This is a genomic window from Streptomyces sp. TRM49041, assembly GCF_008271805.1.
Taxonomy (GTDB): Bacteria; Actinomycetota; Actinomycetes; order Streptomycetales; family Streptomycetaceae; genus Streptomyces.
This window is the reverse complement of record NZ_VSRY01000063.1, coordinates 59665-81896: the sequence shown is the minus strand read 5'-3', so window position 1 is coordinate 81896 and position 22232 is coordinate 59665. Positions and strand designations below refer to the sequence as shown.

Sequence of the window (22232 nt, the reverse complement as noted above, 5' to 3'; positions counted from 1 at the left end):
TGATCCCGCGTCGCCGGGCGGCGCCCCGGCCGGTTGTCAGACCCTCGCCGTAAGGTCGGAGACCAGAGGACACCGGTATCGCAGGACACCGACACCGGGGCACATCAACCGGGGCACATCAGGGGAGGTGACGCGGCCCTATGCGGGACACGAAGGACGCATACGCACACGCACAGCCACGCGCACCGCAGGGCTGCGCCGCCGTGTTCCTCCCTGCGGCCCTGCCCCGCGAGGGCCGCGTCGCCTTCTGGTCCCCCGACGGCCACCCGCTCCCCGCCGGCCCGCCCGGCACGGCGGCCGGGACCGGCACCCTCACCGTCGTCAGGCGCCATGGCGACGGTGTCCGCAGCCGGGGCGTGCCCGCGCTGCTGCTGTCCGTCGCCGAAGCGCTGCCACTGCTCGCCGCCGCCCGGCACGACCCGAGTGCGCACCCGGCGACCGCCTGCTGGGGGGCCGCCGCGCTCCACGGGCTGCACCTGGTCGCGCGCGGGCGGCTGCTGCCCGGCCTCACCGCCGACGACCTGGACGCCTGGCGGGCAGGGCCGCTGGACGCCGACGACATCGCCCACCTCCGCACCGTGGCCGCCGCCATGCCGTACGAGGCGCACGCCGTGCCCGTACCGGGCCGCCGTCCGCTCCAGCTCGCCGAGCCGGAGGCGCTCGTACGGGCCTTCCTGGACGCGGTCGCCGACACGCTGCCACGCACACCCGCCGCCGCGTACGCCGTGGGCGAGCCGTTCGCCACCCGGGCACCGCAGCGGCTGCCCCACGCGCGCGCCTGGGCCGCCGAGGCCGCCGCCGGCATGGACGCGGGCGTCCGCGTCTCCCTCCGCCTCGACCTGGCCTCGTACGAAGTCTTCGACACCGCCGCGGAGGGCGGCGACGAGCGGCGCGCCGCCGCCGCGGTCGTCCAGGTGCACAGCCTCGCCGACCCGGCCATCGTCATCGATGCCGCGGCACTGTGGGCGGGGCAGGGCGACGAGCATCCAGGGCCGCGCGCCCGCGTGGACGCGGTCCTGGCGCTCCGGCGCGCCGCCCGCGTCTGGCCGCCCCTCACCCGGCTCCTGGAGCGGCCCGTCCCCGACGTCCTCGCCCTGACCGAGGACGAGCTGTACGAACTGCTGGGCCCCGCCGCGACCCGGCTCGAGGCGGCCGGCGTCACCGTGCACTGGCCCCGCGAGCTCGCCCGCTCCCTCACCGCCACCGCCGTCGTCCGGCCCGCCCCCGGCTCCGCCACCGACGGCACGGCGTTCTTCGACAGCGCCGAACTGCTCCGCTTCGACTGGCAGCTCGCCCTCGACGGCGACCACCTCACCGAGCGCGAGATGGACGCCCTCGCCGAGGCCCACCGGCCCGTCGTACGGCTCCGCGACCGGTGGGTCGTCGTCGACCCCGCCCTCGTCCGCAAGGCCCGCAAACGGCAGCTCGGCCTGCTGGAGCCGGTCGACGCGCTCGCGGCCGCGCTCACCGGCACCGCCGAGGTCGACGGCGAGACCGTTCCCGCCGTACCCGTCGGCGCGCTCGCCGCCCTGCGCGACCGGCTCGTCGCCGGGCCCGCCCCCACTGCCCCGCCGCCCGGCCTCGACGCCACCCTGCGCGACTACCAACTGCGCGGCCTCGCCTGGCTCGACCTCATGACCTCCCTCGGCCTCGGCGGCTGCCTCGCCGACGACATGGGCCTCGGCAAGACCGTCACACTGATCGCCCTCCATCTGCGCCGCGCCCGGTCGGCACCCACCCTCGTCGTCTGCCCGGCCTCCCTGCTCGGCAACTGGCAGCGCGAGATCCACCGGTTCGCGCCCGGCGTGCCCGTGCGCCGCTTCCACGGCGCCGACCGCACCCTCGACGGCGCCGACGGCGGCTTCGTCCTCACCACGTACGGCACCATGCGCACCAGCGCGGGACAGCTCGCCGCCCACCCCTGGGGCATGGTCGTCGCCGACGAGGCCCAGCACGTCAAGAACCCGTTCTCCGCCACCGCCAAGGCGCTGCGCACCATCCCCGCACCGGCCAGGGTCGCCCTCACGGGCACCCCCGTCGAGAACAACCTCTCCGAGCTGTGGGCCCTGCTCGACTGGACGACGCCCGGACTGCTGGGCCCGCTCAAGGCGTTCCGCGCCCGTCACGCGCGCGCCGTCGAGAACAGCGAGGAGATCGAGAACGACGAGGCGGTCGAGCGGCTCGCCCGGCTCGTCCGCCCCTTCCTCCTCCGCCGCCGCAAGTCCGACCCGGGCATCGTGCCGGAGCTGCCGCCCAAGACCGAGTCCGACCACCCGGTCGCCCTCACCCGCGAACAGGCGTCCCTCTACGAGGCGGTGGTCCGCGAGACCATGGCCGTCATCGAGGGCGCCGAGGGCATCGCCCGCCGCGGGCTGGTCATGAAGCTGCTGACCTCCCTCAAGCAGATCTGCAACCACCCCGCGCAGTACCTGAAGGAGGACCCGGTCCGGCTGGCCGGCCGCTCCGGGAAGCTGTCCCTGCTCGACGAACTGCTCGACACGATCATCTCCGAGGACGGCTCGGTCCTCGTCTTCACCCAGTACGTGTCCATGGCCAGGCTCCTCACCGCCCACCTGACCGCCCGCGCGATCCCGTCCCAGCTCCTGCACGGCGGCACACCGGTCGCCGAACGCGAGCGCATGGTGGACCGCTTCCAGTCCGGCGACGTCCCCGTCTTCGTCCTGTCCCTCAAGGCGGCGGGCACCGGCCTCAACCTCACCCGGGCCGGGCACGTCGTCCACTACGACCGCTGGTGGAACCCCGCCGTCGAGGAGCAGGCCACCGACCGCGCCTACCGCATCGGCCAGACCCAGCCCGTCCAGGTCCACCGGCTCATCGCCGAAGGGACCGTCGAGGACCGCATCGCCGAGATGCTCCTCGGCAAGCGCGCCCTCGCCGACGCGGTCCTCGGCCACGGCGAGGCCGCGCTCACCGAGCTGACCGACCGCGAGCTGGCCGACCTGGTGTCCCTGAGGAGGCCGTCATGACCCCCCGCCCCGCCCCACGGCGGACCGCCCGCGGTGCGGCCCGGGCCCCGGTCCTCCTCCACGACGACCGGCGCCGCACCTTCCCGCCCCTCCCGCCCGCCACCCGCGAGGACGGCGCGTTCGCCGCCACCTGGTGGGGCAACGCATGGGTGGCGGCCCTGGAGGAGACCGCCCTCGACCCCGCCCGCCTGGCCCGCGGCCGGGCCTACGCGGGCCGTGGCCTCGTAGACGCGATCACCGTCACGCCGGGCCGGGTCACGGCGTACGTCCACGGCAGCCGCGCCCGCCCGTACCGCGCCCAGATCCGGCTGCGGGTCCTCGGCGACGACGACTGGGAGACGTTCCTGGACGCCGCCGCGGACCGCCCCGACCACATCGCGGCCCTCCTGGACAAGGACGTGCCGCACGCCCTGGCCGACCTCACCGACCTGCTCCCGCACGCGGGCGACCTCATTCCCGACTGCTCCTGCCCCGACGACGGGTTCCCCTGCAAGCACGCCGCCGCCCTCTGCTACCAGGCCGCCCGGCTCCTCGACGAGGACCCGTTCACGCTGTTCCTGATGCGCGGCCGCGGCGAGCAGGAGATCCTCGCCGCGCTCAGCCACCGCAGCGCCGCCCACTCCGCCGCCGAGAACACCGCCGCGCCGCCGCCCGTGCCGACCGTCCCCGCCCGGGCCGCCGTGACGGCCACGCCCGCGGTCGTCCTGCCCCCGCCGCTGCCGCCCCCGGCCCACCCCGGCCGCCCGCCCGCCTACCCGGAGGCGCCGGACGCCCCCGACCCCCTCGCGCTGGAGCTGCTGGCCACGGAGGCGGCCGCCCGCGCCCACACGCATCTGACCACCGGTCACGACCCGGTCGCCGCCCTCACCCCGTGGCAGGACGCCGTCCGGCTGGCCGCCGCCCATCCCGGCTCCGGCCTCACCGCCGCCACCCGCGCCCTCTACCGCGACCTGGCCGCCGCCCTGGACCGCACCCCCGCCGACCTCGCCCGCGCGGTGGCCGCCTGGCGGCAGGGCGGCCCGGCCGGACTGGCCGTACTCGAAGAGCCGTGGGACCCGCCCGCCGGCCCCTTCGACCGGGCCAGGCCGGCCTTGCTCGCCGCCGACTTCCCGCACTTCCGGCCCTGGCACAACCGGCTCTCCACCGCCACCCTCCAGCTCCGCTACGGCCGCGACGGCCTCTGGTACGGCTACGAGTCCGACGCCGGCTGCGAGGACTGGTGGCCCGGAGGCACCCCCGACCCCGACCCTGTGGGCGCGCTCTCCGGACTGCTCGGGCCCTGACCGGTACGCTGTCCGGCATACCGTCGATCTGGTGCAAGGGGGCCTGGTGGAAGCGGAGTTGGTGGCGCTGGCGTCGGCGGGGGCGACGGCCCTCGTCCAGCAGATGGCCGGCGAGGCGTGGGAACAGGTCAGAGGCCGGGTCACCGCCTTCTTCGCCCGCCGCTCCGGCGGCGACCCCGAGGTGATCGGTGAGGAGCTGGACGAGGCGCGGGGTGAACTGGCCGCCGCGGCGGAGTCCGGTGACGACGACGCGACCGCCGAGGCCCGGACCGGCGCGCACGCCGAGTGGAAGAACAGACTGCGCCGCGCCCTGCGCAACGACCCGGAAGCGGCCGCCGAGCTGCGTGCACTGCTCGACGAGTTGGACCAGGGGTCGCCCACCATTACCCGGCAGACCGTCGAGACCCACAACACGATCAGCGGAGGAGTGCAGCACGGCATGGTGATCCAGGCCGGTTCCATCGGCAGTCTGAACCCGGGCAGTGGACAGGGCGGCTGAGGCCACCGAGGGGTTCTTCATGGGTGTTGACCCCGGTGCGGGCGAGTGCCCGTGAACGTCTCCGGAAGGCAGGAAGCCATGACGGGGGGCGCCCGTTCACCGCCGCCAGGACGCCAGCACCGCCTCGACGGCCGGTGCCACCCGGATGCGCGCCTGGCGGCGGGGGACCCCGCTCACCAGCAGTGCGTCGTACGCGGTGTCGCGGTGCCGCACCGACGCCCGTACCGCCGCCGTGACCGCGCCCTCGTCCAGCGCACGCCCCGCCGCCGTACGCCCCACGCGCCCGCTGCCGCGCTCCCCGGTGTGCGCGGCGATCTCGGCGGCCCGCTCGGCCGGGCACCCCGGGAACAGACGCCGTATCTCCTCCGCCAGCGTGGCCGTGAACCGGGCGTCCAGAGCGGCGCGGCGCTCCGCGTCCCTGGCCCGGCGGCGGACCCGGGCCTCGGCGTCGGCCAGGCAGGCGGCCTCCGCACGGGCCAGGGCGGCCTCCTCGACGAGGATGCCCTGGCGCTCGTACCGCGTACGGTGCTTGTTGTGCCGTACGACCACGGCCCACAGCTCACCGGCCTCCCGGGCGCGCCGGGTGAGCGCCGCGTCGCCGCGCGGCAGATAGACCAGATGGCCAAGATCCGCGCAGTCCAGGCAGAGCGGCGCCGAGAACTCCAGGACCATCCGCCGCAGCGGCCCCCGGCGGCACTCGGCGCAGTGCGTGCGCGGCCGGAGCGGCTCGACCACCACGATCGGGTCTCGTGGCACTGCGCCTCACAACCCCCCCGGGAAGCCCGTATGTCGGTGAGGTTCTCCCCGCCCGGCGACCGCCCCCAAACAGGCCCGCCGCCGACAGGCCCGCTACTGCCGATAGCCGCTGAGGAACCGCCCGATCCGGCTGATCGCCGCGTCCAGGTCGTCGGCGTAGGGCAGGGTCAGGATGCGGAAGTGGTCGGGGCGCGGCCAGTTGAAGCCGGTTCCCTGTACGACCTGGATCTTCTCGCGCAGCAGCAGGTCCAGGACGAACTTCTCGTCGTCGTGGATCGCGTGCACCTTCGGGTCCAGGCGCGGGAACGCGTACAGCGCGCCGCGCGGCCTTACGCACGAGACACCCGGGATCTCGTTGAGCTTCTCCCAGGCCCGGTCGCGCTGCTCGTACAGTCGGCCGCCCGGGGCGGTCAGTTCCTTGATGGACTGGCGTCCGCCGAGCGCGGCCTGGATGGCGTACTGGGCCGGGGCGTTGGGGCACAGCCGCATGGAGGCGAGCATGGTGAGCCCCTCCAGGTAGTTGCGGGCGTGCTGCCGAGGGCCGCTGACGACCAGCCAGCCGGAGCGGAAACCGGCCACGCGGTACGTCTTGGACAGCCCGCCGAAGGTGAGGACGACCAGGTCGGGGGCGAGGGAGCCGGCCGGGTGGTGGACGGCGTCGTCGTAGACGATCTGGTCGTAGATCTCGTCGGCGAACACCATCAGCTGGTGGCGGCGGGCCAGATCGAGGATGCCCTCGACCACCTCCCGCGGATAGACGGCGCCCGTGGGGTTGTTGGGGTTGATGATGACGACGGCCCTGGTGCGGTCGGTGATCTTCGCGGCCATGTCGTCGAGATCCGGGTACCAGTCGGACGACTCGTCGCACAGGTAGTGCACGGGGCGTCCGCCGGCGAGGGTCGTCACGGCGGTCCACAGCGGGAAGTCGGGGGCCGGGATGAGGACTTCGTCGCCGTCCTCGACGAGCGCCTGGACGGCCATGGAGACCAGCTCGGAGACGCCGTTGCCGAGGAAGACGTCGTCGACGCCGACCCCGGTGAGCCCCATGGCCTGGTAGCGCTGCGCGACGGCGCGCCGTGCGGAGAGGATGCCGCGCGAGTCGGTGTAGCCGTGGGCCCGCGGCAGCATCCGGATCATGTCCTGAAGGATCTCCTCCGGCGCCTCGAACCCGAAGAGGGCAGGGTTGCCGGTGTTGAGCCGCAGGACGCTGTGACCCGCCTCCTCCAGGGCGTTCGCCTGTTCGATCACCGGGCCCCGGATCTCGTAGCAGACCTCGCTGAGCTTGCTCGACTGCCGGAACTCCATACGGCGACCTCCCCGGAAACGGTGATGCTTGGTTTTACCAAGTTTGAGCTTGGAAAGTCCAACAAGCCGTCTAGACTGCGTCGCATGCCACGTCCGAGCCCGCGTTCCGCCGACCGCCGCCGGAGCTACGACCAGTACTGTGCCGCCGCCCGCGCCCTCGACGCCGTGGGCGACCGCTGGACCCTGCTGATCGTCCGTGAACTCCTCGCCGGCCCCCGCCGCTACACCGATCTGCACGCCGACCTGCCGGGCGTCAGCACGGACATGCTCGCCTCACGCCTGAAGGACATGGAGCGCGACGGCCTCGCCACCCGCCGCCGCATCCCGCCCCCGTCGTCGGCGTATGTATACGACCTCACCGACCGCGGTCGCGAGCTGCTGCCCGTGCTGCGCGCCCTCGCCCACTGGGGTGCCCCCGCACTCGACGCGCCACGGCCCACGGACGCCGTGCGCGCCCACTGGTTCGCCATCCCCCTGCTCGACGCGCTGGAGGCGGCGGGTGAGCCGGGAGTCGTGGAAGTCCGCGTCGACGAGGGCGTCTTCCACCTCCGGCTCGGGGGCGACGACGACCGGGACGGCGTCGCGTACGGGGACGGCCCCGCCGACGCCCCGGACACCCGACTCCGCCTGGACGCCTCGACGTGCGCGGCGATCGGCCGCGGCGAACTCTCGCTCACGGCCGGCGTGAAGGCGGGCCGCGTCGAGGTGGCGGGGGAGAGCCCCTTGGCGGCCGCGCTCAGGGGTGAGACCGCCCGGGGGTGACGACGAGCGACGCCGGGCGTCGGGTGCCGGGCGCGGCACGCCACGCGTAGGCCGAGACCCGACGCGGGCTCGGAGAAGGAGGGGGAGCGGGAGGGGGAGCGGGCTTGGCAGGATGGGGTCGTGCGACTCGAACCGATCAGCTGGGAACGCCTCACCGACAAGCTCGCCACACACGTGGACGGGCTGCGGCCGCACGACGGCGGGCCCTGGCCGAAGGTCGCCGTCGACGGGCCGCCCGTGGCCCGGCCGGGGGACCTGGCCGACGCTGTGGCGGAGGAGCTGCGGCTGCGCGGGCGGGACGTGCTGAGCATCGGTACGTCAGGCTTCCTGCGGCCGGCGTCGCTGCGGTACGAGTTCGGGAAGGAGGACCCCGAGACGTACTACAGCGGGTGGTTCGACACCGGCGCCCTGTGGCGGGAGGTGTTCGGGCCGCTGGAGCCCGGCGGCAGCGGCCGTGTGCTGCCCGACCTGTGGGACCCGGCCGCCGACCGCGCGACGCGCAGCCCGTACCGGGAGCTGGCGCCCGGCGGCGTACTGCTGCTGCACGGGCCGTTCCTGCTGGGGCACTGGTTCCCGTTCGACCTTACCGTGCATCTGCGGCTGTCCCGGGCCGCCCTCGCCCGGCGCACGCCCGACAGCTGGACGCTGCCCGCGTTCGAGCGGTACGAGGACGAGGTCGCGCCCGCGGAAACCGCCGACGTCGTCGTACGCGCCGACGATCCGCGTCACCCCGCCTGGACGGGGCTTCCATGAGTCCCGCTACGCCGGGCGGCCGCCCGGCACCGTGATCGCCTCCGCGGCCGACCGGCAGCCCGCTGCCGCCGCCTCCGTCGGGGTCGCACCCGCCAGGCGGGCGGCCAGGAAGCCGCCCGTGAAGGCGTCGCCCGCACCCGTCGTGTCCACCACCCGGCGCACCCCGGGCGCCGGCACCCGGGCCGTCACCTTGCCGCCCTCCGCCACCAGGGCGCCCTCCGTGCCCAGGGTGACCGCGACCACGGGGTGGCGCTCGCTCAGGGCGGCGGCCGCCTTCTCGGGCGTGCGCAGGCCGGTCAGGAGCGTGGCCTCGTCGGCGTTCGGGAGGAGGGTCTCCACGCCGGCCACGGCCGCCAGGAAGCGGGGGACGCCCAGCTCGGTGATGAAGCCCGCCGACGCCGGGTCCACGCTCACCGGCACGCCCCGCTCCCGGGCCGCGGCCAGGGCGAGCGTCGCGGTCTCCCGGCTGGTGTCCGCGAAGAACAGGTAGCCCGACAGATGCAGACGGGCCACCCCGTCCAGCAGCCGCGGCGACCAGTCGGCGGGGGAGAGCCGCAGTACGGCGCCGCTGTCGGTGAGGAAAGTACGCTCGGCGCCCGCCTGCCCGTCGACCAGCGCCACGACCGTCCCCGTCGCCGCCTCCGGGTCCCGGACGAGCAGCGGGCGCACCCCGGCCCTGCGCAGCGCGGCCTCGTGCCAGGCCACCCGCTCCGCGTCGGCCCCCACACACGCGAGGACGCGTACGTCCGCGCACCCCGAACGCGCGGCCCAGCACGCGGCGTTCGCGCCCGCGCCGCCCGGCAGCGTGCGGATCCGGGCGGCCGTGTCCGTGCCGGGGGCGAGCGGCTTGCCGTGCAGGGCCACCACATCGGTGACCACGTCCCCCACCACCAGCAGGGCGCTCACTCCGCCGCGCTCCCGCCGCCCGTCCACGCGGCCGCGATCCGGGCCGCCAGCCGCACATTTCCCCGCACCGCCGCCAGGTTGGCCTCCAGCGACGCCCCGTCAGTACGCCGCATCAGATACTCCAGGAGGAACGGGGTCACCGCCTGGCCGACGATCCCCCGCTCCCGGCACTCCGTCAGGCCCTCCGCCAGCACACGGTCGTGCAGCGCCGGGTCCAGCTGCTCGCCCTCCGGCACCGGATTCGCGACGATCAGCGCCGCCTCGGGGCCGCCCAGCGCGTCCTGGGCCCGCATCACCGCCGCCACCGCGGCCGGAGACCCCACCGTCCAGTCGACCGGCTCGCCCGACGACGACAGATAGAACCCGGAGAAACGATCCGTCCCGTACCCGACGACGCCCACGCCCAGCGTCTCCAGCCGCTGCAGCGTGGCCGGCACGTCCAGGATCGACTTGACGCCCGCGCACACCACCGTCACCCGCGTCCCGGCCAGCAGGCGCAGATCTGCCGACTCGTCCTGTGTCTCCGCCCACTCCCGGTGCACCCCGCCGAGCCCACCGGTCGCGAACACCCGGATGCCCGCCCGCGCCGCCAGGAACGCCGTCGCCGACACCGTCGTCGCCCCGCTCGCGCCCGCCGCCACCGCCGGGGCGAGGTCGCGGTGACCCAGCTTCCGCACGCCGGTATCACCCGCCACCCGCTCCATCTGCGCCTTGTCCAGGCCCACCCGGGGCACCCCGTCCAGCACGGCGACCGTCGCGGGGACGGCGCCTCCGGAGCGTACGAGTGCTTCCAGCTCCTCGGCGACGGCCAGATTGCGCGGGCGCGGCAGCCCGTGCGCGATGATCGTCGACTCCAGGGCGACCACCGGCCGGCGCGCGGCCAGCGCCTCCCGTACCTCTTCCGACAACACCACTGCGGTCTCAGGCATGACCCATCCCTGGCGCGCCGACCGCGCGCCCAAACCTCACCACCTCCTCCTCGTACGCTGCACCCCATGCGGACACCCACAGCCCGGTACTTCTACGACGACCTGGCCGCCGACTACGACCTGCTCTACGCGGACTGGGAAGCGAGCGTCGCCCGGCAGGGCATCGCCCTGGACGACCGCGTCACACGCGCGCTGGGCCCGGGCACGTACGACGTGCTGGACTGCGCGTGCGGCATCGGCACCCAGGCGCTCGGGCTCGCCGCCCGCGGCCACCGCGTCACCGGCACCGACCTCAGCCCGGTCGCCGCCGCCAGGGCGGCCCACGAGGCCGCCGCTCGCGGGCTCGAACTCGCCGCCGCGGCCGCCGACATGCGGGCCCTGCCGCTGCGCGACGGCGCCTTCGACGTCGTCGTGTGCGCCGACAACTCCCTGCCGCACCTGCTCACCCCGGAGGACGTACGCACCGCCCTGGCGGAGACGTACCGCGTCCTGCGGCCCGGCGGACTGCTGCTCGTCACCACCCGCCCGTACGACGAGCTGCGTCGCGAACGTCCCCTGGCCACCCCGCCCGCCGTCCGTACCGGCCCGGAGGGGCGGACCATCACGTTCCAGCTGTGGCACTGGCACGACGACGGGGAGCGGTACGACCTGGAGCTCTTCCAGCTGCGCCCGGACACCGACGAGGGCGCGGCCCCGGCACCGGACCACTGGGCGACCACCGTGCGCAGAGCCACCTACTGGGCGCTCTCCCGGCGGCAGCTGGCCGAGCTGGCCATGGAGGCCGGCTTCCACTCCGTCGACTGGCAGGACCCCGAGCACACAGGCTTCTTCCAGCCCATGCTGACCGCCCGCCGCTGACGCCATGGCGGCGGAGCCCGGCGACCGTCAGAACAGCGGCTCCGGAAGCACCCCCTCCAGCACCAGCAGCCGCCGCTTGGTCTCCAGACCGCCGCCGAAGCCCCCGAGCCCGCCGTCCGCCTCCACCACCCGGTGACAGGGCACGACGACCGGCAGCGGGTTGGCGCCCATGGCCGCGCCCACCGCCTGGGCGGCGCCGGGCTGCCCCACGCGGGCCGCCAGCTCCCCGTACCCGACGAGCGTCCCGTACGGCACGCCGGACGCCAGCTCGCGCAGCACCTGCCGGTTGAACCCGCTCGTCAGCGACCAGTCAAGGGCCTGTGGGAACTTCCGCAGCCGCCCCGCGAAGTAGGCGTCCAGCATGCGTATCGGCTCGGCGAGCCGTCCCGACGCGGTCTCGACGGGCTCCGCGCCGAGCCGCTCCGCCAGCCGGGCCGGCGCCGCGCCCCGCACCTTCTCGTCGGCGTGAAAGACCACATTGACCAGCCCCTCGGCGGTGGCCGCCAGCAGCAGCGGGCCGATGCCGCTGCCGACGACGGCCCACTCGACGGTCCGCCCCTCGCCCTGTACGCAGCTGTCCATGCCGTCACCGTACGCGCCGCCACCGACAACGCCGCCGGGCTCACTCCCCACCCCGCCCGGCAGAGCGGGCTCCTCTCCGGTCGACTACCCTCCACGGTCAGGTTCGCGGCGGAGCGACGAGGGGGAAGGGCGCTACGGGTATGCAGGGCACAGTCGACGGATTCAGCCACGGTCTCGTCACGCCGGTGGTGGCCTATCTCATGGCCTGCCTGGGCGCGGCGCTCGGTCTGCGCTGCACGACCAGATCCCTGCGCACGCCCGGCACCTTCCACCCCGGGTGGCTGGCCCTCGGCGCCACCGCCATCGGCACCGGCATATGGACCATGCACTTCATCGCCATGATGGGCTTCAGGATCGAGGAGGTGCCCGTCGACTACGACCGGCCGGTCACCTTCGCGAGCCTCGCCGTCGCGATCCTGATGGTCGGTGTCGGGATCTTCATCGTCGGGATGCGCGGCCGGACCTGGATGGCCCTGATCACCGGCGGCACCATCACCGGCCTCGGCATCGCCACCATGCACTACCTGGGCATGGCGGGCATGCGCCTCGAAGGCCGGCTCGAGTACGACACCGCCACCGTGGCCCTCTCCGTGGTGATCGCGGTCGTGGCCGCCACCTCGGCGCTGTGGGCGGCCGTCTCGGTCCACGGGCTCCTGCCCAGCGTGGGCGCCAGCCTCGGCATGGGCCTCGCGGTGACCGGCATGCACTACACGGGCATGGCCGCCGTCAGCGTACATCTGCACTCCGACGACACCGCCGTCGCCGCCGGCCCCCTCGACGCCTTCGACGCCCTCGGCGCCGTCGGTGCCGGGAGTGTCGACACGGTGGGTGCCGGGGGCGTCGACACCGTGGGCGCGCTGGACACGGCGGTGTCGGACAGCGGCGGCACGGCCGCCTCCATGCTCGCTCCGATGCTCGTCGGGCCGGCCGCGTTCCTGCTGCTCGCCGGGATCGTCGTGCTGTTCGCGCCGACGCTGGTCAGTGGCGACCGGGACGGCCGCCACCCCGCAGACCCACGCGCCCACCTGCCCGGCATCCCCGCCCCGCGCCAGCGTGAGCGGGGCTTCGACCGCTGATCGGCACCCGACTGTCAGTGCCGGGTCGTACGGTGGTCTCATGCGGCCCGTATCCCAGATCGAACGCTCGGTGGCGCCCTTCGAGGTCGTCAGCCCGTACCAGCCCAGCGGTGACCAGCCGACGGCCATCGCTGACCTTGAGCGGCGCATCCGCGCAGGTGAGAAGGATGTCGTCCTGCTCGGCGCGACCGGCACCGGCAAGTCGGCGACCACGGCCTGGATGATCGAGAAGCTCCAGCGCCCCACGCTCGTCATGGCGCCGAACAAGACACTGGCCGCCCAGCTGGCCAACGAGTTCCGCGAGCTGCTGCCGAACAACGCGGTCGAGTACTTCGTGTCGTACTACGACTACTACCAGCCGGAGGCGTACGTCCCGCAGTCGGACACCTACATCGAGAAGGACTCCTCGATCAACGAGGAGGTGGAGCGCCTCCGCCACTCCGCCACGAACTCCCTGCTCACCCGCCGGGACGTGGTCGTGGTCGCCTCCGTCTCCTGCATCTACGGCCTGGGCACGCCCCAGGAGTACGTCGACCGGATGGTGCAGCTCAAGGTCGGCGACGAGCTGGACCGGGACGAGCTGCTGCGCCGCTTCGTCGACATCCAGTACACACGCAACGACCTGGCGTTCGCCCGAGGCACGTTCCGGGTGCGCGGCGACACGATCGAGATCTTCCCGGTCTACGAGGAGCTCGCCGTCCGCATCGAGATGTTCGGCGACGAGATCGAGGCGCTCTCCACGCTCCACCCGCTCACCGGTGAGGTCATCAGCGACGACCGGGAGCTGTACGTCTTCCCCGCCAGCCACTACGTGGCGGGCCCCGAGCGCATGGAGCGCGCAGTCGACGGCATCGAGCGCGAGCTGGAGCAGCGCCTCGCCGACCTGGAGAAGCAGGGCAAGCTGCTCGAGGCACAGCGGCTGCGCATGCGCACCACGTACGACATCGAGATGATGCGCCAGATCGGCTCCTGCTCCGGCATCGAGAACTACTCGATGCACTTCGACGACCGCGAGCCCGGCTCCCCGCCGAACACGCTCCTGGACTACTTCCCCGAGGACTTCCTCCTCGTCATCGACGAGTCCCATGTCACCGTGCCGCAGATCGGCGCCATGTACGAGGGCGACGCGTCGCGTAAGCGGACCCTCGTCGACCACGGGTTCCGGCTGCCCTCCGCGCTCGACAACCGTCCCCTGAAATGGGAGGAGTTCCAGGAGCGCATCGGCCAGACCGTCTACCTGTCGGCCACGCCCGGACAGTACGAGCTGTCCCGCTCCGACGGCTTCGTCGAGCAGATCATCCGCCCCACCGGCCTCGTCGACCCGGAGGTCGTCGTCAAGCCCACCGAGGGCCAGATCGACGACCTGGTCCACGAGATCCGGCTCCGGACCGAGCGCGACGAGCGCGTCCTGGTCACCACGCTCACCAAGAAGATGGCCGAGGACCTCACCGACTACTTCCTCGAACTGGGCATCCAGGTCCGCTATCTGCACAGCGACGTGGACACGCTCCGCCGCGTAGAGCTCCTGCGCGAGCTGCGGGCCGGCGAGTACGACGTCCTGGTCGGCATCAACCTGCTCCGAGAGGGCCTCGACCTGCCCGAGGTGTCCCTCGTCGCCATCCTCGACGCCGACAAGCAGGGCTTCCTGCGCTCCGGCACCTCCCTCATCCAGACCATCGGCCGGGCGGCGCGCAATGTCTCCGGCCAGGTCCACATGTACGCGGACACCGTCACCCCGGCGATGGCACAGGCCATCGACGAGACCAACCGCCGTCGTGAGAAGCAGGTCGCGTACAACACGGCCAACGGCATCGACCCGCAGCCGCTCCGCAAGAAGATCAACGACATCGTCGCCACCATCGCGCGCGAGGAGGTCGACACCGAGCAGCTCCTCGGCACCGGCTACCGGCAGACGAAGGACGGCAAGGCCAAGGCCCTCGTGCCGTCACTGGGCGCCGGCACGGCCAAGGCGGCCAGGACCGGCGGCAAGGGGGCGCTGACCAGCGACCGCCCCGCCGCCGAGCTCACCGGGATCATCGAGGAGATGACCGAGCGGATGCGGGCCGCCGCGGCCGAGCTCCAGTTCGAGGTCGCCGCCCGGCTGCGCGACGAGGTGAGCGAGTTGAAGAAGGAGCTGCGCCAGATGAAGGAGGCGGGAATCGCCTGATGAGGCGTCCCGCGGCGGTCGCGGCGGAGCCGCCGCGACCGCTGTGTTGCAACACCGATACAAAGTGGAACGTTCCCTGATCCGGGTGCCGCGCCCCTGCGTAGGGTGATGAGGAACCGCACCCCACCACGGGCGGCCGCGGGGAACGCTACAGAGAGGGGACAGCGCGTGTCGGTCAATTTGACCAAGGGTCAGGCCATCAGCCTGCAGAAGAGCGACGGGGGGACCCTGACCGCGGTGCGGATGGGGCTCGGCTGGCAGGCGGCACCGCGCCGCGGCCTTTTCGGCTCGCGCACCCGCGAGATCGACCTCGACGCCTCGGCGGTGCTCTTCGCCGACAAGCAGCCGGTCGACGTGGTCTTCTTCCGCCACCTGGTCAGCGACGACGGCTCCGTCCGGCACACCGGTGACAACCTCGTGGGCGGCGCGGGACAGGGCGGGGACGACGAGGCGATCCTCGTGGACCTCCAGCGGATCCCGGTCCACATCGACCAGATCGTCTTCACGGTGAACTCGTTCACCGGCCAGACGTTCCAGGAGGTCCAGAACGCCTTCTGCCGCCTCGTGGACGAGACGAACGGCCAGGAGCTCGCCCGCTACACCCTGAACGGCGGTGGCCAGTACACCGCGCAGATCATGGCCAAGGTGCACCGCTCCGGCAGCTCCTGGTCGATGACGGCCCTCGGCACCCCGGCCAACGGCCGTACGTTCCAGGACCTGATGCCGGCGATCCTGCCGCACCTGTAGCCGGCCCGTAACCGCACGAACAGCAGCTCCCGGAGGCACCAGGCCGCCGGGAGCTGCCCCGCATCCGCATCTATCGAGGGGACGACAGGCGATGACCGCCGAGCTGGTCCGGGGGCAGAACCATCCGCTGCCCGACACCCGACTTGAGATCCGGGTGTCGTCCGGCGTGCCACTGGCGGCCGGCGCCACGCTCGCCGGCGCCGACGGCAGGGTGACCGGCGCCGAGTGGGTCGCACACCCGGGTGCGCCCTGTCTGCCCGGCGTCGAGGTGTCCCGGCAGGCGGCCGCGCGGCACCGGCTCGCCGTGGACCTGGAGGCCCTGCCCGGCACCGTCCACCGGGTGACCGTCCTGCTCGCCCTCCCGGCCGGCATCGGCGGCCCCGACCGGTTCGGCGCCGTCGCCGCGCCGTTCGTCGCGGTCACCGGGCTCGACGGCACCGAGGTCGCCACCTACACCATCACCGGCCTGGACACCGAGTCCGCCGTCACCGCCCTGGAGCTCTACCGCCGCCAGGGTGTCTGGAAGGTCCGTGCCGTCGGCCAGGGGTACGCGGGCGGGCTCGCCGCGATGCTCCACGACCAGGGCCTGGACGGCTCCGCCCAGCTCGCGGCGGCCATCCAGGACGCCGTGGCGCGCGGCGTGGACCGCTCGGTCGCCGCGCCCCCGCCCCGTACGCCGGAGGGCGACCGAATCCGCCACAGCACCGCCCCGCTCGCCCAGGCCACCACCCCGACGCCGCCCACCCAGCCGACGCCGACCGACCCGTCCCGCACCGCGCAGCCGCCCCGGACACCGCCGCCCACGCAGCCCCAGCCGCAGCCGCAGCACACGCCCGCCGCGCAGCCGCCCCCGACCGGCGTGCCCACCACGCCCGCCACGCCCACGACCGATGGTGGCCCCATCGACTACACGCACCCCCGCCGCCAGTCCGCCGCGCCCCCGCCGCCGCCCCCGACGGCGCCGCCCGCGCGGCCCGGCGAGCCCGCCACGCCGGTTGCCGGGGACGCCACCGGCTGGTCCATGGAGGAGCGCCTCTACAACCAGGTCTGGGGCATGTTCGAGGACCTGGCCCGCGCGGCCGCCGCCTACCGCGGCGCCGTCGACTTCGCGGAGTCCCGCATGGAGCAGGAGCTCGACCGCGTGCTGTCCGACCCGCGCAGCCGCATCGGCGCCGCCGGGGACGCCGCCCGTGCGGCCGCCCGGGCCAAGTGCCAGGAGCTCACCGACCGCGCCCAGGAGGCCCTCGACCGCGATCTCGCCCAGCTCGCCGCCGAGTCCGACGTCGTCGAGCCCGCGTTCCCGCCCGCCTTCGCCCGCTGGGACAACCCCGTCTGGCACGCCTACCGCGTCCCCATGGAGACCCCGATGGCGCTGCGCCTGGGCGACCTCCACCTCCCCGAGCGGCCCGAGCTGAGCATCCCGATGCTCGTCCGGCTGCCCCTGGAGCGCGGCCTGTGGATCGACTCCGGTCGCGACGGCTCACAGGATGCCCTCTTCATGGACCAGACCCAGCTGCGCAGGCTGGCCCTCGACACCGCCGTCGCGCACGCCGCACGCCTTCTCGCCGTCTATCCGCCCGGCGACTTCACCGTCCACGTCATCGACCCCGCGGGGGCGGGCGCCGACGCGTTCGCGCCGCTCACCGACTCGGGCGCCCTGGCGTCGCCCCCGGCGACCGGGCCCGGGGGAGTGGCCACCGTCCTGGCGCGGCTGACCCAGCGCGTCGACCTGGTCCAGATGGCGGTCCGGGGCGGTGCCGGGGCGGAGGCGCTGCCGCCGGACCTGGACACGGCCGAGCAGCTGCTCATCGTCAACGACTTCCCGCACGGCTTCGACGACCGCGCCGTCACGCAGTTGCGCTACCTCGCCGACGAGGGTCCCACGGTGGGCGTGCATCTGATGATGGTCGCCGACCGGGAGGACGCCGCCGAGTACGGTCCGGTCCTGGACCCGCTGTGGCGCTCGCTGCTGCGCCTCACACCCGTACCCGACGACCACCTGGCCGACCCGTGGGTGGGCCACGCGTGGACGTACGAGCCGCCGCGGGTGCCGCACAACAGTCAGGTGCTCCATCAGGTGCTGACACGGGTCGCGGAGGCGCGCCGCAGCTGGCACCGCTGAGCCGCCCCGGCCCGTAGACCCGTCATCACCAGGGGACTTGAGCTTCCCTTGCCTTTGACTTTACCTTCTCTTGGGATTTCGTGTACGTTCCTTTGCCCGGAGGGACGTCCGAGTGGAAGAGACCTCCGGCAGCGACGACGCTGATCAGTAGCCGTACGACGCCGGAGGCGCAGTGGACGTTTCTTTGACCATGTGGGCGACGACCGTGCTCGCTCTTCTCGTCCTGATCGCGGTCGACTTCCTCATCGGGCGCAAGCCCCACGACGTATCGATCAAGGAAGCCGGGATCTGGACGACCGTCTGGATCGTCCTCGCCGTCCTCTTCGGCCTCGTCCTGCTCTTCATGGGTGAGACCAAGGCGTCCGGAGAGTTCTTCGCCGGCTTCATCACCGAGAAGTCGCTGAGCGTCGACAACCTCTTCGTCTTCGTTCTGATCATGGCGAAGTTCGCCGTGCCCTCCCACCTCCAGCAGCGGGTACTGCTCGTCGGCGTGCTCATCGCACTCGTCCTGCGGGCGATCTTCATCGCCGCCGGTGCCGCGATCATCGCGAGCTTCTCGTGGGTCTTCTATATCTTCGGCGCGTTCCTGATCTACACCGCCTGGAAGCTCATCAAGGAGGCGTCCTCCGACGAGCCCGACGAGGAGTACGAGGAGAACCGCCTCCTCAAGTCCGTCGAGAAGCGCTTCGGCGTCGCCGACCGCTACCACGGCACCAAGCTCTTCATCCGGAACAACGGCAAGCGGGTGCTGACGCCGCTGATGGTCGTCATGCTCGCCATCGGCACCACGGACGTGCTGTTCGCCCTGGACTCCATCCCCGCGATCTTCGGCCTTACCCAGGACCCCTACATCGTGTTCACCGCGAACGCCTTCGCACTGATGGGGCTGCGGCAGCTGTACTTCCTCATCGGCGGACTGCTGCGGAAGCTCGTCCACCTCAGCTACGGCCTGTCGGTGATCCTCGGCTTCATCGGCGTCAAGCTGGTGCTCCACGCCCTGCACGAGTCCGGGGTGCCCGTCCCCGAGATCTCGATCCCGCTCTCGCTGTCGGTCATCTGCGGCGTGCTGGTCGTCACGACGATCACCAGCCTCATCGCCTCCCGGCGGCAGACCGCCGCCGAGGAGCGCGAGAAGGAGTCCACGGACGTCTGACCCACCCGGCGTAGCCGCGACACCGGCCCGGTTGCCGGGCGATCGGGCCGGTGTTTGCGTGGACGCCATGAAGTTCATCCAGATCGTCGACTTCGAGACCGAGCGCATGGACGAGATGCGCGCCGTCATGGCCGAGTGGGACGAGTCGGAGCGCCGCGACTACAGCCCCGTCGGCAGCGTGCTCCTGAAGGACCGCGACAACCCCGACCGCTACTACGTCGTCGTCACCTTCAACTCGTACGACGACGCCATGCGCAACAGCGAGGACCCGCGCACGTCCGAGATGGCCGGACGGCTGGGTGCCCTGTGCACCCGGCCGACGAAGTTCGTCAACTGCGACGTGCTGGAAGACTTCGCAGGCTGAGCCCCGCACGTCAGACGGCCGCGGGCTCCGCCGCCTCCCGCGGGGCCACCGGCGCGGGCAGGGTTTCCGGCAGCAGCGCGAAACAGCCCAGACTCAGCAGCGCGATCCCGGAGAGGTACGCAGCCACACCCCAGGGCGGCCCGCTCCCCGCCGACGCCGCCGTCGCCACCATCGGCGTCAGCGCCCCGCCCAGCACGCCCGCCAGGTTGTAGCCCACGGCCGCACCCGTGCACCGCACCCGCGGCTCGTACAGCTCCGGCAGATAGGCGGCGACGACCGCGAACATCGTGATGAACGCCAGCAGCGCCCCCAGGATCCCCAGGAACATCAGCGCCGGCCGGGCGGTGTGCAGCAGCGCCACCATCGGGAACATCCACAGGGCGGACGCCGCGCACCCCGCCAGGCACATCGGGCGCCGCCCGTACCGGTCGCCCAGCATCGCCGTGAACGGCGTCAGCGCGCCCTTCACGGCCACCGCGGCCATCAAGCACCCGAGCATCGCCGTACGGCTCACCCCGAGCCGCTCGGTGCCGTACGCCAGCGCCCATGTGGACACCGCGTAGAACACGGCGTACCCGACGGCCAGCGCCCCCGCGGTCAGCAGCACCAGCCGCCAGTGCCCGCGAGCCACCTCCATCAGCGGGGAGCTCGCCCGCGTCCCGGCCTCCGCGAGCTCCCGGAACTGCGGGGTCTCCGCCAGCGACGTACGGAGCAGCAGCCCACCCAGCGCGAGCAGCCCCGCCGCCCAGAACGGCACCCGCCACCCCCACTCCCGGAACGCGGCGTCGCTCAGCCCCGCCGACAGGGCCAGCATCACCCCGTTGGCCAGCAGGAAGCCCACCGACGGCCCGATCTGCGGAAAGCTCGCCCACAGGGCCCGGCGCCGCTCCGGGGCGTGCTCCGCCGTCAGCAGCACCGCCCCGCCCCACTCGCCGCCCAGCCCCAGGCCCTGCAGGAATCGCAGCACCAGCAGCAGCGCCGGCGCGGCCACGCCCAGGGTCGCGTACGACGGGACGCAGCCCACCGCGACCGTCGCGGCCCCCGTGAGGCCCAGCGAGGCGAAGAGCACCGGCCGCCGCCCGTACCGGTCGCCGACATGGCCGAAGAGGACGGAGCCGAGCGGCCGGGAGAGGAAGCCCACGGCGAAGGTCCCGAACGCCGCGAGCGTGCCCGCGACCGGTGAGAACGTCGGGAAGAACAGCGGTCCGAGGACCAGCGCGGCGGCGGTCCCGTAGACGAAGAAGTCGTAGAACTCGATGGCCGTCCCGGCGAGTGACGCGGCGGCGAGCCGCACCATGGAGGGACCGCCGGAGGAGCCGTCGGACGGCTCGCTGGACGGCCGGCTCGTCGTTTTCGTGGAGGGCGGACGGTGACTCTGGCGCATGTCGCGCCAACTACCCGGCGCGGGCCCCGGTTACGGGGCGCACGGACGCACAGGGGGCGGCACCGCGCGCGTCACCAGCCGCGCGTACGCCACTCCTCCAGATGCGGGCGCTCCGCGCCGAGCGTGGTGTCGGCGCCGTGGCCGGGGTAGACCCAGGTCTCGTCGGGGAGCCGGTCGAAGAGCTTGGCCTGGACGCCGTCGATCAGACTGCGGAACGCCTCGGTGTCACCCCAGGTGTTGCCGACCCCGCCCGGGAAGAGGCAGTCGCCCGTGAACAGGTGCGGGTGGCCGTGCGGGTCGTCGTAGACCAGGACGATCGAGCCGGGCGTGTGGCCCACCAGATGGCGCACGGTCAGCGCGACCCGTCCGACGGTGATCGTGTCGCCGTCCTCGACGGGTACGCCGGTCGGCACCGGGATGCCCTCGGCGTCGTAACGCCCGGCGTACGTGAGCGCTCCCGTGGCGTCGACCACCTCGCGCAGGGCGCCCCAGTGGTCGCCGTGCCGGTGGGTGGTGACGACGGACGCGATGCCGTCGTCACCGATCAGCTGGAGCAGCGTCCCCGGGTCGGCGGCCGCGTCGATCAGCAGCTGCTCTCCGGTGGCCCGGCAGCGCAGCAGATACGCGTTGTTGTCCATCGGTCCGACGGCGACCTTCGAGATGATCAGATCCGCCAACTCGTGCACGTCCGCGGGTCCGCCGACCTTCACCGCTCCGCTGTACGTCATGGGGCAAGCCTATAGCGGGGGCAGCGCCGGGAGGGGGCCGCCGGAGACCGTCAGGGCCGAGCCGTCGCGGCGGCCCGCGAGCCAGCCGAGCAGGTCGGCGGCGGAGCCCCTGACCTCGACGGGGCCGCCGGCCGCGCCGCCGCCCGTGGTCCACATACGGCCGTCCTCGGCGGTCACCGTGGTCGCCGGGACGTTCTCGTGGCCCGCGAACCGTTCCGTCAGGAAGTCGATCTCGCGCTCGGTGAACTCCTTCGGGAGGTCCTCCAGCTCGTAGCCGATGCCCAGGTCCACGTGGTGCAGCTCGACCTCGACGAGGCGGCGGAAGGGCACGCGGGCGGCCTGGTCGGTGACGCCGTTGCGGAGTTCCACGGTGCGGTCCCAGTCGGCCGGGGCCTCGCCCTCGGCCCGGAACCGGGCGGCGGTCTCCCGCAGGTCGGCGAGGTGGAGTGCCAGGGCGCGCGGGGCGTCGCGCTCGATGTCGGCGTTCCGGGCCTCGCCGCTGACGTACATGGGGCGACCCTGGAGGACGTTCACCAGGGCGTCCGCGTTGCGGGCGAGGTGGGCCAGGACGTGGCCGCGGGTCCAGCCGGGCAGCCGGGACGGGGCCGCGACGGCCGCGTCGTCGAGTGCGGTGGCCGCGGTGAGCAGGCGGTCGGTCGCCTCGCGTACGGAGGCCATGTCATGCGCGTGGTCGATCATGCTGCTGACCCTAGCGCCGCCACTCGATCGGGTGAAGGTGGCGGAGTGCGGACCAAAATCGAATACGCGTGCTATACGCTCGGTGGAGGCATCCTTGAAAGCCAGACATTCATCCATCTGGCGGCCCCCATAGGCTGGAGCAGTCTGGGACGGGGGCTGTGCCCCCGCTTCT

Annotated in this window: 20 protein-coding genes; 12 read left to right on the top strand and 8 right to left on the bottom strand. The window is 73.3% G+C overall.

Annotation, left to right across the window (positions count from 1 at the left end; translation table 11 throughout):
• Positions 1-140 precede the first annotated feature (140 nt).
• Genes FVS66_RS04180 through FVS66_RS04170 form a run of 3 tightly spaced genes read left to right on the top strand, consistent with a single transcriptional unit; the run spans position 141 to position 4769 of the window.
• Positions 141-2987: a DEAD/DEAH box helicase gene (locus FVS66_RS04180; protein ID WP_149179601.1), complete on the top strand. Its 2847-nt coding sequence runs from the start codon at positions 141-143 to the stop codon at positions 2985-2987.
• The gene (locus FVS66_RS04175; protein ID WP_149179600.1) at positions 2984-4270 is read left to right on the top strand and encodes an SWIM zinc finger family protein; all 1287 of its coding nucleotides are present in this window, start codon (positions 2984-2986) and stop codon (positions 4268-4270) included. Before FVS66_RS04180 ends, FVS66_RS04175 begins: the two co-directional genes overlap by 4 nt.
• Positions 4271-4301: 31 nt before the next feature.
• Positions 4302-4769, top strand: a complete 468-nt coding sequence (locus FVS66_RS04170) for a hypothetical protein (RefSeq protein ID WP_316248163.1) — start codon at positions 4302-4304, stop codon at positions 4767-4769.
• Between the two features lie 96 nt (positions 4770-4865).
• On the opposite strand, the gene FVS66_RS04165 is transcribed toward FVS66_RS04170, so the two are convergent.
• Positions 4866-5525 carry a DUF2293 domain-containing protein gene (locus FVS66_RS04165; RefSeq protein WP_262386801.1) on the bottom strand — a complete coding sequence of 220 codons (660 nt, stop codon included), beginning with the start codon at positions 5523-5525 and terminating at the stop codon, positions 4866-4868.
• 93 nt (positions 5526-5618) lie between these two features.
• The gene (locus FVS66_RS04160; protein WP_149179599.1) at positions 5619-6830 is read right to left on the bottom strand and encodes a pyridoxal phosphate-dependent aminotransferase; all 1212 of its coding nucleotides are present in this window, start codon (positions 6828-6830) and stop codon (positions 5619-5621) included.
• An 84-nt stretch (positions 6831-6914) separates the two neighbouring features.
• On the opposite strand from FVS66_RS04160, the gene FVS66_RS04155 reads away from it, so the two are divergent.
• Together FVS66_RS04155 and FVS66_RS04150 are read left to right on the top strand one after the other, a co-directional pair.
• Entirely contained in the window at positions 6915-7592 is a 678-nt protein-coding gene (locus FVS66_RS04155) for a helix-turn-helix domain-containing protein (protein WP_149179598.1), read from the top strand.
• A gap of 120 nt (positions 7593-7712) precedes the next feature.
• Positions 7713-8345, top strand: coding sequence for a uridine kinase (locus FVS66_RS04150; protein ID WP_149179597.1), 633 nt, complete (start codon positions 7713-7715; stop codon positions 8343-8345).
• A gap of 6 nt (positions 8346-8351) precedes the next feature.
• Here the strand turns inward: FVS66_RS04150 and FVS66_RS04145 are convergent, their stop codons facing one another.
• The gene (locus FVS66_RS04145; RefSeq protein WP_149179596.1) at positions 8352-9251 is read right to left on the bottom strand and encodes a PfkB family carbohydrate kinase; all 900 of its coding nucleotides are present in this window, start codon (positions 9249-9251) and stop codon (positions 8352-8354) included.
• The gene (locus tag FVS66_RS04140; protein WP_149179595.1) at positions 9248-10180 is read right to left on the bottom strand and encodes a pseudouridine-5'-phosphate glycosidase; all 933 of its coding nucleotides are present in this window, start codon (positions 10178-10180) and stop codon (positions 9248-9250) included. Before FVS66_RS04140 ends, FVS66_RS04145 begins: the two co-directional genes overlap by 4 nt.
• A 66-nt stretch (positions 10181-10246) precedes the next feature.
• Between FVS66_RS04140 and FVS66_RS04135 the strand changes: the two genes are divergently transcribed.
• A complete protein-coding gene (locus FVS66_RS04135) occupies positions 10247-11038 on the top strand; it encodes a class I SAM-dependent methyltransferase (RefSeq protein ID WP_149179594.1) in 792 nt (263 codons plus the stop codon).
• A 27-nt stretch (positions 11039-11065) separates the two neighbouring features.
• Here the strand turns inward: FVS66_RS04135 and FVS66_RS04130 are convergent, their stop codons facing one another.
• Positions 11066-11620 (bottom strand): methylated-DNA--[protein]-cysteine S-methyltransferase, encoded by a 555-nt coding sequence (locus FVS66_RS04130; protein WP_149179593.1) that lies wholly within the window; start codon positions 11618-11620, stop codon positions 11066-11068.
• Positions 11621-11760: 140 nt separating this feature from the next.
• Between FVS66_RS04130 and FVS66_RS04125 the strand changes: the two genes are divergently transcribed.
• The 6 genes from FVS66_RS04125 to FVS66_RS04100 all read left to right on the top strand — a co-directional run bounded on the left by FVS66_RS04125 (position 11761) and on the right by FVS66_RS04100 (position 19249).
• On the top strand, positions 11761-12696 hold the full coding sequence (locus tag FVS66_RS04125; RefSeq protein WP_149179592.1) for an MHYT domain-containing protein: 936 nt from the start codon (positions 11761-11763) through the stop codon (positions 12694-12696).
• 40 nt (positions 12697-12736) lie between these two features.
• On the top strand, positions 12737-14863 hold the full coding sequence (gene uvrB, locus FVS66_RS04120; protein WP_149179591.1) for an excinuclease ABC subunit UvrB: 2127 nt from the start codon (positions 12737-12739) through the stop codon (positions 14861-14863).
• A gap of 168 nt (positions 14864-15031) precedes the next feature.
• On the top strand, positions 15032-15610 hold the full coding sequence (locus FVS66_RS04115; RefSeq protein WP_149179590.1) for a TerD family protein: 579 nt from the start codon (positions 15032-15034) through the stop codon (positions 15608-15610).
• A 91-nt stretch (positions 15611-15701) separates the two neighbouring features.
• Positions 15702-17732: a TerD family protein gene (locus tag FVS66_RS04110; RefSeq protein WP_149179589.1), complete on the top strand. Its 2031-nt coding sequence runs from the start codon at positions 15702-15704 to the stop codon at positions 17730-17732.
• A gap of 172 nt (positions 17733-17904) precedes the next feature.
• A complete protein-coding gene (locus FVS66_RS04105) occupies positions 17905-18885 on the top strand; it encodes a TerC family protein (RefSeq protein ID WP_149179588.1) in 981 nt (326 codons plus the stop codon).
• A 67-nt stretch (positions 18886-18952) separates the two neighbouring features.
• Positions 18953-19249 carry a hypothetical protein gene (locus tag FVS66_RS04100; RefSeq protein WP_149179587.1) on the top strand — a complete coding sequence of 99 codons (297 nt, stop codon included), beginning with the start codon at positions 18953-18955 and terminating at the stop codon, positions 19247-19249.
• 10 nt (positions 19250-19259) lie between these two features.
• On the opposite strand, the gene FVS66_RS04095 is transcribed toward FVS66_RS04100, so the two are convergent.
• The 3 genes from FVS66_RS04095 to FVS66_RS04085 all read right to left on the bottom strand — a co-directional run bounded on the left by FVS66_RS04095 (position 19260) and on the right by FVS66_RS04085 (position 22060).
• Entirely contained in the window at positions 19260-20546 is a 1287-nt protein-coding gene (locus tag FVS66_RS04095) for an MFS transporter (RefSeq protein WP_149179621.1), read from the bottom strand.
• Positions 20547-20704: 158 nt separating this feature from the next.
• Entirely contained in the window at positions 20705-21361 is a 657-nt protein-coding gene (locus tag FVS66_RS04090; RefSeq protein ID WP_149179586.1) for an MBL fold metallo-hydrolase, read from the bottom strand.
• Positions 21362-21370: 9 nt separating this feature from the next.
• Positions 21371-22060, bottom strand: coding sequence for a maleylpyruvate isomerase family mycothiol-dependent enzyme (locus FVS66_RS04085; protein ID WP_149179585.1), 690 nt, complete (start codon positions 22058-22060; stop codon positions 21371-21373).
• Between the last annotated feature and the right edge of the window lie 172 nt (positions 22061-22232).